Source organism: Microbacterium sp. SLBN-111 (assembly GCF_049739645.1).
Taxonomy (GTDB): domain Bacteria; phylum Actinomycetota; class Actinomycetes; order Actinomycetales; family Microbacteriaceae; genus Microbacterium.
The window spans coordinates 2,252,939-2,269,469 of the sequence record NZ_JBMGQH010000001.1 but is presented as its reverse complement, the minus strand read 5'-3'; the positions used below and the strand labels follow the sequence as shown (position 1 = coordinate 2,269,469).

Annotated in this window: 13 protein-coding genes; 4 read left to right on the top strand and 9 right to left on the bottom strand. The window is 70.3% G+C overall.

Features of this window, described 5'->3' with window-relative positions:
• Position 1 precedes the first annotated feature (1 nt).
• From RKD05_RS10475 to RKD05_RS10440, 8 genes are all read right to left on the bottom strand, one after another.
• Entirely contained in the window at positions 2 to 1,129 is a 1,128-nt protein-coding gene (locus RKD05_RS10475; RefSeq protein WP_424709886.1) for a LacI family DNA-binding transcriptional regulator, read from the bottom strand.
• Complete coding sequence (locus RKD05_RS10470; RefSeq protein WP_424709885.1) at positions 1,126 to 3,006, bottom strand: glycoside hydrolase family 3 protein; 1,881 nt, start codon at positions 3,004 to 3,006, stop codon at positions 1,126 to 1,128. Before RKD05_RS10470 ends, RKD05_RS10475 begins: the two co-directional genes overlap by 4 nt.
• A gap of 91 nt (positions 3,007 to 3,097) precedes the next feature.
• Complete coding sequence (locus RKD05_RS10465) at positions 3,098 to 3,997, bottom strand: carbohydrate ABC transporter permease (protein WP_424709883.1); 900 nt, start codon at positions 3,995 to 3,997, stop codon at positions 3,098 to 3,100.
• An 8-nt stretch (positions 3,998 to 4,005) separates the two neighbouring features.
• On the bottom strand, positions 4,006 to 4,953 hold the full coding sequence (locus RKD05_RS10460) for a carbohydrate ABC transporter permease (RefSeq protein ID WP_424709882.1): 948 nt from the start codon (positions 4,951 to 4,953) through the stop codon (positions 4,006 to 4,008).
• A 4-nt stretch (positions 4,954 to 4,957) separates the two neighbouring features.
• Positions 4,958 to 6,220: a sugar ABC transporter substrate-binding protein gene (locus tag RKD05_RS10455; RefSeq protein ID WP_424709881.1), complete on the bottom strand. Its 1,263-nt coding sequence runs from the start codon at positions 6,218 to 6,220 to the stop codon at positions 4,958 to 4,960.
• 225 nt (positions 6,221 to 6,445) lie between these two features.
• Entirely contained in the window at positions 6,446 to 7,051 is a 606-nt protein-coding gene (locus RKD05_RS10450) for a TetR/AcrR family transcriptional regulator (RefSeq protein ID WP_424709880.1), read from the bottom strand.
• A 66-nt stretch (positions 7,052 to 7,117) separates the two neighbouring features.
• Positions 7,118 to 8,716: a glucoamylase family protein gene (locus RKD05_RS10445; RefSeq protein WP_424709879.1), complete on the bottom strand. Its 1,599-nt coding sequence runs from the start codon at positions 8,714 to 8,716 to the stop codon at positions 7,118 to 7,120.
• Between the two features lie 207 nt (positions 8,717 to 8,923).
• Entirely contained in the window at positions 8,924 to 10,399 is a 1,476-nt protein-coding gene (locus RKD05_RS10440) for a helix-turn-helix domain-containing protein (RefSeq protein ID WP_424709878.1), read from the bottom strand.
• Positions 10,400 to 10,526: 127 nt separating this feature from the next.
• On the opposite strand from RKD05_RS10440, the gene aceA reads away from it, so the two are divergent.
• Both aceA and aceB read left to right on the top strand, forming a co-directional pair.
• On the top strand, positions 10,527 to 11,843 hold the full coding sequence (gene aceA, locus RKD05_RS10435; protein WP_026095706.1) for an isocitrate lyase: 1,317 nt from the start codon (positions 10,527 to 10,529) through the stop codon (positions 11,841 to 11,843).
• A 94-nt stretch (positions 11,844 to 11,937) separates the two neighbouring features.
• Positions 11,938 to 13,596 carry a malate synthase A gene (gene aceB, locus RKD05_RS10430; RefSeq protein WP_424709877.1) on the top strand — a complete coding sequence of 553 codons (1,659 nt, stop codon included), beginning with the start codon at positions 11,938 to 11,940 and terminating at the stop codon, positions 13,594 to 13,596.
• Between the two features lie 57 nt (positions 13,597 to 13,653).
• Here the strand turns inward: aceB and RKD05_RS10425 are convergent, their stop codons facing one another.
• Positions 13,654 to 14,445 carry a DeoR/GlpR family DNA-binding transcription regulator gene (locus RKD05_RS10425; protein WP_424709876.1) on the bottom strand — a complete coding sequence of 264 codons (792 nt, stop codon included), beginning with the start codon at positions 14,443 to 14,445 and terminating at the stop codon, positions 13,654 to 13,656.
• A gap of 77 nt (positions 14,446 to 14,522) precedes the next feature.
• Here RKD05_RS10425 and RKD05_RS10420 point away from each other — a divergent pair, with 77 nt between their 5' ends.
• Entirely contained in the window at positions 14,523 to 15,176 is a 654-nt protein-coding gene (locus RKD05_RS10420; RefSeq protein ID WP_424709874.1) for a bifunctional 4-hydroxy-2-oxoglutarate aldolase/2-dehydro-3-deoxy-phosphogluconate aldolase, read from the top strand.
• A gap of 53 nt (positions 15,177 to 15,229) precedes the next feature.
• Positions 15,230 to 16,522: an MFS transporter gene (locus RKD05_RS10415; protein ID WP_424709872.1), complete on the top strand. Its 1,293-nt coding sequence runs from the start codon at positions 15,230 to 15,232 to the stop codon at positions 16,520 to 16,522.
• Positions 16,523 to 16,531 lie beyond the last annotated feature (9 nt).

The following is a 16,531-nucleotide window of genomic DNA, read 5'->3' as shown; positions in this document are numbered from 1 at the left end:
ATCAGCAGCCGCAGCTGCGGCGCACCACCAGCCGCGGCTCGAACACCACGTCGAACGGACGGTCGGCGGGACCGGCGACACCGGCGAGGATGCGCGCGGCCGCGCGGCCCATCGCCTCCATGGGCTGCCGGACGGTGGTGAGCGGCGGCGAGCTCAACCGCGCCGCGAGCGTGCCGTCGAAACCCGTGACCACGACGTCATGCGGCACCCGCAGTCCCTCCGCGGCGAGCGCGTCCACCACCGCGAACGCGTGCTGGTCGGTCGCGCACACGAGGGCCCGTGGCATCCGTCCCTCCGCGATGAGGGCGCGCAGCTGCGCGACGAGCTCGTCCTCCCCTCGCACCGTCGCATCCACGACCTCGGGCCGCAGCGCCATGCCGAGGTCGTCCGCGGCGGCGCGCAGGCCGCTCAGGCGCTCGACCGTGTCGGACGCTTCGGGTCGCCCGACGAAGGCGAGGTCCCGGATGCCATGCTCCCCCACCAGGTGTTCTGCTAGCGCGCGCATGCCCGCGGCGTTGTCGACGCGGACGCGGTGGTGCTGATCGCCGTCCGGCGCGGCGCTGAAGAGCACGATCGGGATCGTCGGGGCGTAGCGGGCCAGGGCGGGAGCCGTCTGCGGCGAGGGGAAGATCGCCAGCCCGTCGACGCGGCCCGCGGTATCGGCGACCGAGACGTCGGTGCCGGCCCCGCTGCTGAGCATCACGGGGCGCCCGAGCGCCCAGCACTCCAGTTCGAATCCGCGCTGCACTTCGTCGACGTACAGCGGGAACGCGCGCGGGTCGGAGAGCACGTCGTCGTCCGTCTGGTTCCACGGGATGACACCGTCGGCATCCAGGCGCGGAGTCGCCAGACCCGTGAGCGGCTGCGCTTGCGCGAGGGGGTCCGCCCGCTCGAGCAGCAGGTCGAACGCGTGCAGGCCGAGCGTGCCGGTGCGCCCGTGGGCGAGGCCGCGAGCTGCGGCGCTCGGGGCGTACCCCAGCCTCCGCGCGGCCGCGAGGACGCGTTCGCGGGTCGCGTCACTGAGCTTGTCGGGACGGCGGAACGCGAACGACACCGACGCGATGGAGACGTTCGCCTCCTGCGCCACGTCGTACACGGTGGGTCGGCGTGTCGCGTCCGCTTCGCTCATCGGTGCGCGTACCCCCTCATCGGCTCCGGCTCGTTCCCCGCACCCGCCAGGTCCAGGCCGAAGTGGACCGGGAAGACGGGGTCGCCGGTGTCCGACGGTACATCCTCGCGGGACGCGCGGACGGCATCCATCGATCGGGGGATCTCGATCGGCAGCCGCCCCCGGGGAGCAATTCGACCGGTGAGCGCGTCGAGCACGGCGCGCGCGGAGCTGCCGTAGTCGGCGACGATCGCGGCGGCGTGGTCGACGAACGGGGTCAGGATCGCCGGGCGATCGAGGTTCACCACGAGCACGAGCGGGCAGGATGCCGCGATCTGCTGCAATCGGTACACGAGGCCCGGCGCGAACTCGAGGGAGCCCTGGTGGAACCACGCCTCGAGGAAGAGGTCGTCGCGCGGGTCGAACGGCGCCCCGATGCGGACGAGCGCGAGATCGGCCTCGGCGGGGTCGGACACCACTCGACCGAGCTCCGCGACGTCGTCGGCGCGGAAGCCCTCGACGTACACGGCGCCGGCCGGACGAAGCGGCAGCACGTCGCCCTCGTTCACCAGTACCGTGAGCGAGCGCGCCTGCGCCCGCTCGCCCAGCTCACGGAACTCCGCGTTTCCGACGATGCGGTCGGCGGCGTCCACGTCCACGTAGGGGTCGTCGAACAGTCCGAGCTGGAACTTGACCCGCAGAAGGCGCCGGACGGACGCGTCGATACGCTCATCCGGGACGCGGCCGGAGCGCACGAGGTCCACGAGCATCTCGACGCACTCCTCTCCGCCGAACTGGTCGGCGCCGGCATCCAGGATCTTCTCCATGCGCTCGACGGCCGAGAGGTGCTCGACGCCCCACGCGCGCGCGGGCAGCACCTGGTCTCCCACGTGGTTGTCGTTGACGAGCTCCCAGTCGGTGACCACGACGCCGTCGTAGCCGAGCGTCTCGCGCAGCAGACCCGTGACGATCTGCTTGTTGTAGCCGAAGCCGACCTCTTCGATGGGCTGACCGTCGACCTCGAGCCCGACCGGCATGCCGTAGTACGGCATCATTCCGGCGGTGCCGCGGCGGATCGCCTCGCGGAACGGTTCGAGGTGGTAGTCGAACATGCCGCCGGGATACACCTGCTCGCGACCGTAGGGGAAGTGCGCGTCCTCGCCATCCAGTTGCGGACCGCCGCCCGGGAAGTGCTTGGTCGTGCACGCGACGCTGTCGGGTCCGAGTTCGTCGCCCTGGAAGCCCTGCAGGTAAGCCGCGGTGAACTCCGTCACGCGCGCGGCATCCTGACCGAGGGTCTGCGCCTGGCGCCCCCACCGCGGCTCGGTGGCGAGGTCGATCTGCGGGTGCAGCGCGGCGCGGATGCCGACGGCGACGTACTCGCGCCGCGCGACCTCGGCGAACTCGCGCACGGTCTCGACGTCGTCGAGGGCCGCGAGCCCCAGCCCCTCGGGCCACTGGGAGAAGGGACCCGCCGAGAACGCGACACCGGTGTTCTCGACGAACGCGTGACGCGGATCCGTGCTGATCGTCACCGGGATGCCGTGCGGCGTCTGCTCCGCGAGGGCCTGGAGGTGGTTGTTCCAGGTCGCCGCCTGGCGTGCGGTGCGGATGGCGTGCACGTTGAAGTGATTCATGTTCTTGTGCACCACGACCGTCGTGGTCGGGGACTTCGAGATCCTGCCCGCGACTTCGAGGAGGTCACCCTCCTCCCCCACCTCGATAACCGTCTGGAACATCAGACCGCACTTCTCCTCGAGGCTGAGCCGCCCGAGGAGATCCTCCGTGCGCTCGTCGACACCGAGGGTCGGGTTCTCATACGGGTCCATCACTCCGTTGCCGTTCAGGTCGCGGAAGCGCGTGCCGTCGGGCGCGGTGAGGAATCGGGGGGAGGTCATGGGAGTCCTTTCGAGGGCTCGAGCTTCGTGAGCGGGGCCGGGCCGGGCCGGCGGCGGGGCGCGGGGCGGGGGCGCCCGGCCCGGGCTCGGATCACTTCAGGCCGGTGGAGGCGATGCCCTGGATGAAGTAGCGCTGCAGGAAAACGAACAGCAGGATGATCGGCGCGATCACGAGCACCGAACCCGCCAGCAGCAGGCCGTAGTTCGTGGCGCTCTGCCCGGTCGAGTAGAGCGACAGCGCGACAGGCAGGGTGTACTTCGCCTCGGTCTGCGCCGCGACGAGCGGCCACAGGAAGTTGTTCCACGAGGCGAGGAAGGTCAGGATGCCGAGCGTCGCCAGCGGCGGGCCGCACAGCGGCATGACGATGCGAGCGAAGATCCGCAGTTCCCCGGCGCCGTCGATGCGGGCGGCCTCCAGGAGCGGATCCGGGATGCCGAGCATGAACTGCCGCATGAGGAAAACGCCGAGCGGAGTCGTGACGAACGGCAGGATCAACGCCGCGTAGCTGTCGACGAGGCCGAGCGACGACACCATCACGAACAGCGGGACGAAGGTGACGACGCCCGGGACCATGAGCGTCACCATGACGACCAGGAACAGCGCCTTCTTGCCGGGGAAGTCCATCTTCGCCAGCGCGTAGCCGACCATCGAGCAGAACACGAGGTTGCCGGCGACGGTGAACAGCGCCACGACGATGCTGTTGCCGAAGAACTGTCCGAAGTTCAGCTGTCCGAACCAGGCGCCGAAGTTCTCCCACGTGAAATCCTGCGGCCACCAGGTCGGCGGGCGCTGCAGGATCTCGCGCTGCGTCTTGACCGAGCCCAGCAGCATCCAGACGAAGGGCAGGATCCATACGATCAGGCCGACGACGAGGACGCCGTAGGTCAGCGCGCGACCGGGGGTGATGCGGTTCTCCGCGCGGCGACGACGGCGCGGCGGCTCGACAGTCTCGACGACGGCGGCCGGAGCCGCGGGGGACGTGAGTGTCATGGCATCCCTCAATCCTTCGAGCGCAGCACGCGGAACTGCACGAGGCTGAGCAGCGCGATCGCCAGGAACAGCAGGTAGCTCGCGGCCGAGGCCGTGCCGTACTGCCCGAATCCGAACTGCTTGAACGTGTAATAGGCCACCGAGAGGGTGGAGTTGAGCGGGCCGCCCTGGGTCATCACGAACGCTTCCTCGAAGAACTGCAGGAACCCGACCGAGATGAGCACGGCGCCCAGCAGCAGCGTCGGGCGCAGCAGCGGGAGCGTGATGGAGGTCAGGCGCCGCCACGACGAGGCGCCGTCCATGAGGGCGGCCTCCTTCACGTCGGTGGGGATCGCCTGGAGTCCGGCGAGGAAGATCACCATGAGGGTGCCGACGTTCCGCCACACCGCCATCGCGATGAGCGACGGCAGGGCGGTGCGGGTGTCGTTGAGCCAGTCCGGACCCTGGATGCCGATGATCGCGAGCGCCGAGTTGAGCAGGCCCTCGGGCTGCAGGATGTAGCGCCACACGACCGCGACCGCGACGATGCTCGTCACGACCGGGGCGTAGAAGCCCACGCGCAGCACCGAGATGAAGCGTCCCGTGCTCGCGTTGAGGGCGAGGGCGAGGGCGAGGGCGATCGCCATCGTGACCGGGATGCCGACGACGACGAACGTCGCGGTCACGCCCAGCGAGGTGAGGAACACCGGGTCGCCGAGCACCGAGAGGTACTGCTCGAGCCCGACGAAGTTCACCGCGAACGGCGAACGGATGTCGCGCGCCGTGAAGTCGGTGAACGACATCGCGAAGGACCCCACGATCGGCACGACCATGAAGATCGCGAAGACCGCGACGAACGGCAGGGCGAAGCCCCACGCGACCCATGCCTGGCGCCGGCGGCGGCTCGACGCCCCGCCGGCGCGGGCGCGACCCGGGGCCGGAGCCCGTCCGGTCGCGCCCACGACTGCCTGCGTCATGATCTCAGCCCAGACCCAGCTGGTCGGCGGTGGCCTGGAGCTCCTTCAGGCCGTCGGCCGGCGACTGCTGGCCGAGACGGATCTTCTCGAGCATCGCGTCACCGGCTGCGGCGACCTGCACCCACGTCGTGACGGCGGGCACGGACTGGGCCGTTTCGAGCTGCGTACCGAAGGCGGCGAGGGTCGTCGACGAGGCCAGGGCGTCGGACTTCCAGGCATCCTGAACGGCCGGGAGGTCACCGGTCGCCTCGTACCAGGCGGCCTGCGTCTCGGGCTCGGTGAGCCACTGCACGAGCTTCCACGCGCTGGCGGCGTTCTTCGAGTTGTCGAACACGGCGAGGTTCGCGCCGCCGCTGAACGAGGTGGACGACTCCTTCGCGGGCAGGACGGCTGTCGAGATCTTGTCGCCGAAGCCCTCGCCGCCGAGGTCGTTGAGCAGACCGATGAACGCCGGCCCGTCGATGAACATCGGCGTGCTGCCGGAGACGAAGTCCGCCTCCTGGGCGCCGGCCGAGCGGTCGGCGGCGGGGTTGGCGATGCCGTCGGTGTAGAAGCTCTGGTAGTAGTCGAGCGCCTCGACGGTCTCCGGGGTGTCCAGGGTCCATTTCGACCCGTTCTCCAGCTCGGCGCCGTTGGACCACGGCATCCACAGGTTCCCCTGGAAGGAGTCGTTGCCCGAAGGGAGACGGATGCCGTAGTCGGCGCCGCCCTTCGACTTCATGTCGGCGGCCATCTGCTTCAGCTCGTCCCACGTGGTGGGCGCCTGGTTCCATCCGGCCTTCGCCGCGATGTCGGTGCGGTAGTAGAGCACGCGGGTGTCGACGTACCACGGCACGCCGGTCGCACGGTCGTCGATCTTCGTCGAGTCGATCGCCCCGGGGAAGATGCCGTCGGTGGAGAGGTCGGTGGGCACGGTCTGCAGCGCGTCGCCGAAGTCGGCCATCCACGTGGAGCCGACCATGGCGAGGTCGGGGGTGTTGCCGCCGGCGATCGCCGTCTGGAACTTGCTGTACGCGGCATCCCACGGCACGGGGGTGACGTCGACGGTGACGCCGGGGTTGGCCTCCTCGAACGTCTTCACGAACTCGGGCAGCGCTTCGCCCTCGGCTCCCATCGCCCACATCGTGAGCGTGCCCTCGGCCTTGGCGTCGCCGATCGTCGAGGCTTCAGCGGCCCCGGGGCCGGAATCGGAGGTGCGTCCGCACCCGGTCAGCGCGATCGCGGCCGCCGCGACGACGGCGACGGCGCTCCATCGGGTCTTTCTCATCGTGTTCCTCCTCGAACGGGCGCCCCTCATCGGGCGCGGTGTCCCGGCTAGTTTAAGCGCATAACCTTCCGCAGGGCAACCGGCCCGGTCGGTCGAGCGCCCACGATCCGGCCCACCGCTCACGACGCGGTCGCCCGGAACGGGCGCGCTCGGCCGGATCGTGGGCGCTCGACGGCAGCGGGGACCGCAGGCGGCCGGACCCCGGCCAACCCCGGCCGCGAGGCGTCAGGCCGGCGGCTCGAGGTATCCGCGCACGAACTCGGCGAAGTGCGCGGGCATGTCGACCGACGGGTCGAGGAGCCACTGCTGCTGCAGCCCGTCCATCACGGCGCTGAGCAGCCGCGCGGCTCGCTGCGGGTCGATGTCGGCACGCACCTCGCCCGCGGCCTGGCCCGCGCGCAGCAGGTCCGCGGCGCGCGCCGCACCGTCGCGGTAGCGGGCGGCGAAGTCGGCGTGCGCGGGATGGTCGGGGTCGCTCGCCTCGGCCACGACCACCGTGTAGAGCGACGTGAGGCCGCGCGTCGTGGCGTTGTACGCGACGACCTTCCCCATCTGCTCGACCAGCGTGTGTTCGCGAGGGTCTCCCGCGGCCGCGCGCACGTGCGCGTCCCGCTGGCGCAGCACCTCGGCGAAGAGCTCCTCCTTGGAGGCGAAGTGGTGCAGCAGCCCCGCGGGGGTGAGCCCCACCCGCTTGGCGACCTCGCGCAGCGAGCCGCTCGTCACCCCCGACCGCCCGAAGACGAGCACCGCTTCGTCGACGATCCGTTGGCGTCGCTGCTGGCCCTTCGGATAGCTGCCGCGCGTGGCGCGTGGCATCCCTTCGTCCGTCATCCGTCCCCTCCCGCGCGCACCGATGCCCGGTCCCGCGAGGGTACCGGGCATCGGTCGGGCAGACGGTCAGGGTCGACGCGTTCCCCAGGACGAGCCGAACACCTGCTGCTCCATCGCCGGGCGCAGCCGCTGTTCCATCTCGTCGTCGACGAAGTAGTCCTTGAGGGTGTCGCCGGTCAGAGCATTGCCGATCGCGGCCATGATCATGGACTGATCGAGCGAGAGATACCGCTTCGCGACGGTGTCGCTCTTGACCGCGACCGCGTCGTAGAAGCCGCCGGGGCCGTAGGCGCCGAGCTTCTTCTCGATGCCGCGGAGGTTCTTCAGCACGCCCGGGCGGTCGTACGGCAGGGCGAGGAAGGCCGCATGCGGGGTCACGACGCCGTCGCCGAAGGCGGGGTCGGGATTCGTCCCGGTGGTGCAGCCGGGGCGGTCGATGTCGACATCGGTCTTCTCGGCATCCGAGGTGTATCCATCCGAGCGGATGCCGGCGATGTCGACGCCGTACTCGCTGTAGCCGCCGAACGGGTTGCTGGCGGGCGAGAAGCCCCAGTAGCCGTAGCCCGCCTCGTCGAGGCCGTGGCGCTTCTGGATCTCCACCGTGATCGGGTGGTTCAGCGCCCAGGACCGGGGCCCCCACTGCGTCTCGGGGACGAGGAGGTCGGGCATGAGCGACTCGAACATGCTGCCTCCCCAGCTCGGCACGAAGGACATCCCGTCGTAGGAGTAGACGCCTTCGTACACGTCGACCCCGTCGTACGAACGGGTCTCGCCGGTGGGCAGCTGCTCTTGCCACGCCCAGCCGCAGCCCGCGGGCATCGTGCGGTGCGTGCCGTACAGCGCGGTCGCCGGGATGCCACCCTGGGCGATGCCGAGGTAGGTGGCGATGCGGCTCTCGCTCACGGTCGTGTCGTAGTGATGGCACGTGTAGAACGCCTGATCACCGCTGCCGTTGTACATGGGAGCCTCGACCGCGCACCCGTCTCCGGGCGGCTCCTCCCAGAAACCGCCGCGGTTGGTTCCGGCGGGCAGCCCGGGGGCGCCGGCGGTGTCGAAGAACGCCGAGAAGTCCATCGACTCGTACAGAGCGTCGGCGCGGTCGGCGAGTGTGGGCTCGGCCTCGCGCACGATCCGCAGGGCGGCGGCGAGCCAGCCGTTGTCGACGGTGCTGAGGAACGGATGGATGACATCACCCGACGTCGGGAAGATCTCCAGCTTCGCGCCGGTCGCGGGTGAATACCAGTTGTAATACATGCCGCTGCCGTCGTTGCGCTCCATGTGCTCGAGGGTCGAGACGGTCGCGGTCAGCCTCTGGCGGGCCTCGTCGGCGCCGATGATGCCGAGGTCGCGCGCGGTCACGGTCGACCACAGATAGCCGCCGATGTTCGTCGGAGAGGTGTATCCGGATGCCGTCGTGGCATCCAGGTCTCCCCCGATGTTGTCGTCGGGGAGTCCGGTGTCGGCGTGCGCCATCGCGGCCATCGACACCCAGGTGTCCTGGGCGTAGCGGAGCAGTTCGCGTGCGCCGGGGCCGCTCCCGACGCCGATCGGCGCCGGAGCGTGCGGCGGCGGTCCGGGCGGGGCGGCGGCCGCGGGCGCGGCGGCGACGAGACCGCCCACGACGAGTCCAACGATCGCGGTGGATGCCAAGCGGGTGTGCTTCATGACGTGCTCTCCTCATCGAAAGCGCTCCGGGGGGACGGAGCTCGGTTCCAGAAACCTTACAGGTGTGCGGTTTTTTCGCAACCGCCGTCGCCTCCGGCACGCGCGCGCACGCCGAGCGCTCACGATCGAGCCGAGCGCCCACGCTATGGGCGACCCAAACGTGGGCGCTCGACCGGATCGTGCGATCTCGACGGCCGACACCCGCCGTCACTTCGGGGCGTGGGCCTCCAGGAACTCGTACACCTCGGTCGTGTCGACGCCGGGGAACGCCCCGGTCGGCAGCGTCGCGAGCAGGGTCCGGGGCGTGCGGACGTTGGGCCAGGCGTTGTCGCGCCACGACGCCTCGAGGTCCGCGGGGGGACGACGGCAGCACACCTCGACCGCGTGCCGCGACACGCCGCGGTTGGGGGTGTCTCGCCCGCGGAACCACTTGGTGTCGTCGAACCGCACGCCCACGCTCACCGAGTGCGCGCCCTCGCTCGACTGCTCGACGCGGGCGGTGCACCAGTACGTGCCGTTGCCGGTGTCGGTGTACTGGTAGTAGGGGTTGAAGCGGTCGTCCTCGTCGAAGACGACGCGGCTCGTCCAGCGGCGGCAGCACATCTGCCCCTCGATCGACCCCAGCCGATCCGTCGGGAAGTTCACGTCGTCGTTCTCGTACGCCTTCGTGATCGTCCCCGACTCGTGCACCTTCAGGAAGTGCACCGGGATGCCGAGATGCACCGTCGCGAGATTCGTGAAGCGGTGCGCGGCGGTCTCGTACGACACCGAGTACGTGTCGCGGAGGTCCTCGATGCTGAGGACGCGGCGGGCCTTGGCCTCCGTGAGCGCGGCCACCGCGTGCGCCTCGGGGATGAGGAGGGCACCGGTGAGGTAGTTCGTCTCGACGCGCTGGCGGAGGAACTCGCCGTAGCTCTTGGGCTCGGTGTGCCCGAGCATGCGGCTCGACAGCGCCTGCAGCACCGACGCCCGCGGGTCGCCCTTCGCCACCCGCGTCGACAGGTAGAGCCGGCCGTTCTTCACGTCGGCGATGCTGCGCGTCGTCTGCGGCAGGTCGGGCACGTAGTGCAGCGAGAAGCCCAGGTACGCGGCGATGTCGCTCGCGGCGCGCTGCGTGAGCGGACCGTCGGGATGGTCGACGGCGGCCCGGATCTCGGATGCCGTGCGCTCGAGTTCCGGGAAGTGGTTGTCCTGCGTGCGCATGAGACGGCGGAGTGCGACGTTCGCCCGCCGCGCCTCCTCGGGGGTGGCGGATCGCTCGTCGCGGAGCCGCTCGATCTCGGCCTGCAGCGCGAGCATCGCGGCGAGCGCCTCATCGGGGACGGTCTTGCCGACGCGGAACGGCGTGATGCCGAGGGCCTGGAACGTCGACCCGCGCATGGCGCGCTCGACCGCGACCTCGAGGGAGGCGCGCGCGTCGAGGGGCTCGGCATCCAGGAGCGCGTCCAGACCGGTGCCGAGCGCGCGGGCGATCGCCTGCAGGAGCGTGAGCTTCGCCTCGCGCCGGCCGGTCTCGATCATCGACATCTGGCTGGGCGCGCGGCCGACCGCGGCGGCGAGCTCGTCGAGCGTCATGCCGCGCGCCGTGCGCAGCTGCCGGATGCGTTTGCCGATCGTGAGCGTGTCCACGCCCTCATCGTCGGATGCCGCGGCGGGGGCGGTGAGGGAGACTCCGGTGTCCATGTCGGGATGATCTCACCGAAACGGAAGAACGGCAAAACTTCACAGCAGGTTTCTTGGTTCGAGTGGTGATTCTTCGCGGACAGTGGTCTCCACGGGCACCGATGCCCGGCACCCGAAGGAGGACGACATGACGATCCAGGCCACCCCCGCCCAGCCGCCCCTGCGCCCCGGCGACCAGACCGAGACCGCCGATGAGATCCGCGCCGCGTGGGAGAACGACCCGCGGTGGGACGGCATCGAGCGCACCTACACGGCCGAGGACGTCGTCCGGCTCCGCGGCAGCGTCCGCGAGGAATCCACGCTCGCCCGCCGCGGTGCGGAGAACCTCTGGAACCTCCTCCACACCGAGGAGTACATCCGGGCCCTCGGCGCCTACACCGGCGGCCAGGCCGTGCAGCAGGTGCGCGCCGGGCTCAAGGCCATCTACCTCTCCGGCTGGCAGGTCGCCGCGGACGGCAACCTCGCGGGTCAGACCTACCCCGACCAGAGCCTCTACCCCGCGAACTCGGTGCCCGCCGTGGTCCGCCGCATCAACAACGCCCTGCTCCGGCAGGACCAGATCGAGCGCGCCGAGGGTGAGATCACGCAGGACTGGCTCGCGCCGATCGTCGCCGACGCCGAGGCCGGCTTCGGCGGCCCGCTCAACGCCTACGAACTCGCGCAGTCGCTGATTCAGGCGGGGGCGGCCGGCATCCACTGGGAGGACCAGCTCGCGAGCGAGAAGAAGTGCGGCCACCTCGGCGGCAAGGTGCTCGTTCCCACCCAGCAGCACATCCGGACGCTCAACGCCGCCCGGCTCGCCGCCGACGTCGCGGGCGTCCCGACGGTGATCATCGCCCGCACCGACGCGCTCGCCGCCGACCTGCTCACGAGCGACGTCGACCCGCGCGACGCGGAGTTCCTCACCGGCGAGCGCACCAGCGAAGGCTTCTACCGGGTGCGTCCGGGACTGGATGCCGTCATCTCGCGCGGCCTCGCCTTCGCCCCCTACGCCGACCTGATCTGGGTCGAGACGGGAGAGCCCGACATCGAGCTCGCCCGCGCCTTCGCCGAGGCGATCCACGCCCGCTACCCGGGCAAGCTCCTCGCCTACAACTGCTCGCCGAGCTTCAACTGGAAGCGTCACCTCGACGACGCGCAGATCGCCACGTTCCAGGCCGATCTGGCCGCCATGGGATACGCGTTCCAGTTCATCACCCTCGCGGGCTTCCACGCCGTGAACCACTCGATGTTCGACCTCGCCCGCGGCTACGCCGAACGCGCCATGAGCGCGTACGTCGAGCTGCAGGAGGCCGAGTTCGCCGCCGAAGCGAACGGGTACACCGCCACGCGCCACCAGCGCGAGGCGGGCACCGGATACTTCGACGTCGTCTCGACCGCGCTCAACCCCGACAGCGCCACGCTCGCCCTCGCCGGCTCCACCGAGACCGCGCAGTTCCACTGACACTTTTCCGCCTCTCGAGTGTCCAAGACACGCGGATGCCACGACCTTCCGTCCGCGTGTCTTGGACACCGAGGCAGACACGAAAGCCACGATCATGACCCTCATCGAACCCCCGCCCACCACCGACCGAGGCGGCCCCGAGCCGACGGCATCCACCCCCGCTCCGCACCTGCGGATCGAGCGCCCGCTCGAGGGCCGCGACCGGGAGATCCTCACGCCCGCCGCCCTCGCCTTCCTGACCGAGCTGCACGACCGCTTCGGCCGTCGGCGCCACGACCGGCTCGCCGCGCGCGAACGCCGCCGCTTCGAGATCGGCAACGGCGACGACCCGCACTTCCGGTCCGAGACGGCGCACATCCGCGAAGACCCGTCGTGGCGCGTCGCCGGCGCCGGTCCCGGCCTCGAGGACCGCCGCGTCGAGATCACGGGCCCGACCGACCCGAAGATGACGATCAACGCGCTGAACTCCGGCGCGCGGGTGTGGCTGGCCGACCAGGAGGATGCCACCTCCCCCACGTGGCGCAACGTCATCGGCGGCCAGCTCTCGCTGTTCGACGCGATCCGCGGGCAGCTGAGCTACACGAGCCCCGAGGGCAAGGAGTACCGCGTCACCGCCGAGCGCACGCCCACGATCGTGATGCGCCCGCGCGGCTGGCACCTGCCCGAGAAGCACATCACCGTCATCGATCGCGCGGGCCGCGAGCTGCCGGCATCCGGTTCTCTCGTGGACTACGGGCTGTACGTCTTCCACAACGCGCACGCGCTCATCGCGGCGGGACGCGGGCCGTACTTCTACCTGCCGAAGATCGAGTCCGCCGACGAGGCGCGGCTGTGGGACGACGTGTTCTCGTTCACCGAGGAGCGACTGGGTCTCGCCCACGGCACGATCCGCGCGACCGTGCTCATCGAGACGCTCCCCGCGGCGTTCGAGATGGAGGAGATCCTCTTCGCCCTCCGCGACCACTGCGCGGGTCTCAACGCCGGCCGGTGGGACTACATCTTCTCGATCATCAAGACCTACCGCGGGCGCGGGGCGCGGTTCGTGCTCCCCGACCGGAGCGAGGTCACGATGACGGTGCCGTTCATGCGGGCGTACACCGAACTGCTCGTGCGCACGTGCCACAAACGCGGCGCCTACGCGATCGGCGGTATGAGCGCGTTCATCCCCAACCGTCGCAAGCCCGAGGTGACCGAGGCCGCGTTCGAGAAGGTCGCCGCCGACAAGCGGCGCGAGGCCGGTGACGGCTTCGACGGCACGTGGGTGGCCCACCCCGACCTGATCCCGGTGGCCCGCGCGGAGTTCGACGCCGTGCTCGGCGACCGCGAGAACCAGATCGACCGGCTGCGCGAGGACGTCGAGGTGCGCCCCGAGCAGCTGCTCGACCTGCGGATCGGTCTGCCGATCACCGCGGGCGGCGTGCGTGGCAACGTCTCGGTGGCGATCCGCTACATCGAGGCGTGGCTGCGCGGACTCGGGGCCGTCGCGATCGACGACCTCATGGAGGACGCCGCGACCGCCGAGATCTCGCGCTCGCAGATCTGGCAGTGGATCCACCAGGACCGCTCCACCGCCGACGGCACGCGCATCACGCGCGAGTACGTCGAGGGGCTGCTGGGCGACGTGCTCGCCGAGACGACCCGCTTCGAGGGCGACCGTTTCGACGACGCCGCCGAGGTGTTCCGCGAGGTGGCGCTGCGCGAGGAGTTCCCCGCGTTCCTCACGCTGCCGGCGTACGCGAAGTACCTCGACTGACCCACCGACGCGAAGGGCCGGGGCTGCGATGCCCCGGCCCTTCGTGTGTGTCCGGACTCAGTCGTCGGCGGTCCACAGCTCGACGCCCAGCTCCGCGATCGCGTCCGCGACGCCCTCGGGGAGACCGCGGTCGCTCACGATCACGTCGAGCGCATCGAGCGGGACGACCCGGAACCGCTCGGCCGTGCCATACTTCGTGCTGTCCGCGACGAGCGCGCACGACCCGCTGGCATCCATCACCGCGCGCTTGAGCACGACCTTGTCGAGTTCGGGCGTGGTCAGGCCGTGCGCGACGTCCCAGGTGCCCGTGCTGAGAAGGGCGAGATCGAGGGTCATCGCCGCCACGGTCGCTGCCGCGAGCGCTCCGCTGGACGAGCCGCTCGCGGCATCCACGACCCCTCCCGTGTGGATGACCTCGATGGACGGGTGCGCGAAGAGCGAGGACACCGTGAAGAAGTCGTTGGTCACGACCGTCAGCCCCCGCCGCGCGGTCAGGTGGGGCACGATCGCCTGACACGTGGTCCCCGCGTCGATGAACAGCGTCATCCCGTCGCTGACGAGGTCGGCGGCGCGCCGGGCCACCGCCTCCTTCCGCGGAAGCTCGAGCACCGCGCGTGACCCGCGTTCGCGGGGAGGCTCGACGCCGACGCGCTCGCGCAACCGCACGCCACCCTGCACGGCGTCGACCAGGCCCTCCTCCTCGAGGACGGCGATGTCGCGGCGCACCGTCATGTGCGAGACACCGAGCAGCGACGCGAGATGGCGGATGCTGAGCGCACCCGAGCCGCGCAGCAGTCGCATGAGTTCGCGCTGGCGTTGTTCGGGGATCAGGGGCGGCGAGGTGGTCATCGGTTCGAGCCTACGTGTGTGCAGGACTGAGACGCCATGTTCTCGTTCTGTGAACTTCCGTGATACTGTGTGCCACGATGTTAAAGAAGCATGAAGTCCTCTCGGCCGTCGTCGACACCGGCGTCGTCCTCATCGTTCGCCTCGACGACCCCGATGAGGCGCTCGCCGTGTCGCGCGCCGCCGTCGCCGGCGGCATCCGCGCCCTCGAGATCACCCTCTCCGTCCCGCGGGCACTCGAGGTGGTCCGCACGCTCGCCGACGAGTTCGACGGCGAACCCGTGGCGGTCGGAGTGGGGACCGTGCTGGATGCCGAGATGGCCGTGGCATCCGTCCAGGCCGGCGCACGCATGCTCGTCAGCCCGAACCTCAACCCCGACATGATCCGGGCCGCCAACCGCTACCAGGCCCTCACGATCAGCGGCGCGTTCACCCCGACCGAGATCGTCGCGACCATGGAGGCCGGAGCCGACATCGTCAAGCTCTTCCCGACCGAGATCGCCGGACCCGATTACCTGCGCACGGTCATGGCGCCTCTCGCGCACGCCCCGATCCTCCCCGCCGGCGGCGCCACGCGCGAGAACGTCGGCCGCTGGTTCGACGCCGGAGCCCTCGCCGTCGGCGTCGGGAGCGCGATCACGAAGGCCGCGCGCACGACCGGCGACATCACCGATGTCACCCGAGCAGCGGCGGACTTCCTCGCCGCCGTGGCGAGCGCCCGCACGCCGCACTGACCCCCGCGGCGGACCGTGACGTCCGCCGTCACCCGAACACGAAGGAGTGGACCATGAGCGAGACGACGGTGGAAGCACCGGTGCTCACACGCGATGAGAAGAAGACGGTCAGGATCCGCTGGTTCCTGGTGGGCTTTCTCATCCTCGGCGGGGTGGTGAACTACCTCGACCGCTCGACACTGAGCGTGGCGAACACCACGATCGCGGGGGAATTCGGCCTCGACCCGCTCGCGATGGGCCTGCTCCTCTCGGCATTCTCCTGGCCCTACGCCATCGCCAACCTCCCGGCCGGCTACCTCGTCGACAAGTTCGGCCCGAAGAAGATGTTCGCCTTCGCCGCGGGCGCCTGGTCGCTCGTGTCGATCGTGACCGCCGCCGCGAACTCGTTCGGCCTGCTGTACGCCTGCCGCGTCGCCCTCGGCATCGCCGAGTCGCCGTTCTTCACCTCGGCGCTGAAGGTCAACGAGCGTTGGTTCAACAAGTCCGAGCGCGCGCTTCCGGTCTCGCTCGTCAACACGGGTTCGCAGATCGCCAACGCGATCGCCCCGCCCCTCCTGACGTTCCTGCTGCTGACGATGAGCTGGCGAGGGATGTTCATCATCGTCGGCGCCTTCGGCATCGTCGTCGCCCTCGTCTGGCTGCGCATCTACCGCGACCCGACGCTCAAGGAGCAGGCGCTCATCAAGGGTGCCGAGGCCGAGGCGCGCGTAGCGGCGACGGCCGAGAAGGTGGGCTGGGGCCGGCTCCTGCGCCAGGCCAACACCTGGTTCATGGTGATCGGCGCATTCGGCATCTTCTACACGGTGTGGGTGTACCTCACGTGGCTCCCCAGCTACCTCCAGACCGCCCGCGGCTTCAGCCTGTCCCAGAGCGGATGGCTCGCGTCGCTCCCCTTCCTGTGCGGCATCGTCGGCGTGATCTTCGGCGGATGGCTGTCCAACCGCCTCGTCCGACGGGGCGTGAACACCGTCCGCGCCCGCAAGATCCCGATCGTGGGTGGGGCGATCCTCGCGGCCGCCGCCGTGCTCCCCGTCGCCTACGTCGACAGCACGCCGCTCGCCGTCGTCCTGCTCTCCCTCGGGTACTTCGCCTCGCAGGTGCCGATCGGATGCCTCTGGACCCTCGCCTCGGACGTCGCCCCGTCCAACCAGGTCGCGTCGCTGGGCGCCATCCAGAACTTCGGTGGCTTCATCGGAGCGGCCGTGGCCCCCGTCGTGACCGGCGCGATCCTCGCCTCCACGGGAGGCAACTACACGACGGTGTTCCTCATCGGCGGGATCCTGCTGCTGGTCGGAGCCCTCTCGTACGGCCTGTTCGTCAAGGACCGCTCGATCGCGGCATCCTGATCATCGAGG

Bases quoted from the DNA above. Each gene is read 5' to 3' on its own strand.
- RKD05_RS10475 (WP_424709886.1), bottom strand. From the start codon at position 1,129: ATGAGCGAAGCGGACGCGACACGCCGACCCACCGTGTACGACGTGGCG.
- RKD05_RS10470 (WP_424709885.1), bottom strand. From the start codon at position 3,006: ATGACCTCCCCCCGATTCCTCACCGCGCCCGACGGCACGCGCTTCCGC.
- RKD05_RS10465 (WP_424709883.1), bottom strand. From the start codon at position 3,997: ATGACACTCACGTCCCCCGCGGCTCCGGCCGCCGTCGTCGAGACTGTC.
- RKD05_RS10460 (WP_424709882.1), bottom strand. From the start codon at position 4,953: ATGACGCAGGCAGTCGTGGGCGCGACCGGACGGGCTCCGGCCCCGGGT.
- RKD05_RS10455 (WP_424709881.1), bottom strand. From the start codon at position 6,220: ATGAGAAAGACCCGATGGAGCGCCGTCGCCGTCGTCGCGGCGGCCGCG.
- RKD05_RS10450 (WP_424709880.1), bottom strand. From the start codon at position 7,051: ATGACGGACGAAGGGATGCCACGCGCCACGCGCGGCAGCTATCCGAAG.
- RKD05_RS10445 (WP_424709879.1), bottom strand. From the start codon at position 8,716: ATGAAGCACACCCGCTTGGCATCCACCGCGATCGTTGGACTCGTCGTG.
- RKD05_RS10440 (WP_424709878.1), bottom strand. From the start codon at position 10,399: ATGGACACCGGAGTCTCCCTCACCGCCCCCGCCGCGGCATCCGACGAT.
- aceA (WP_026095706.1), top strand. From the start codon at position 10,527: ATGACGATCCAGGCCACCCCCGCCCAGCCGCCCCTGCGCCCCGGCGAC.
- aceB (WP_424709877.1), top strand. From the start codon at position 11,938: ATGACCCTCATCGAACCCCCGCCCACCACCGACCGAGGCGGCCCCGAG.
- RKD05_RS10425 (WP_424709876.1), bottom strand. From the start codon at position 14,445: ATGACCACCTCGCCGCCCCTGATCCCCGAACAACGCCAGCGCGAACTC.
- RKD05_RS10420 (WP_424709874.1), top strand. From the start codon at position 14,523: ATGTTAAAGAAGCATGAAGTCCTCTCGGCCGTCGTCGACACCGGCGTC.
- RKD05_RS10415 (WP_424709872.1), top strand. From the start codon at position 15,230: ATGAGCGAGACGACGGTGGAAGCACCGGTGCTCACACGCGATGAGAAG.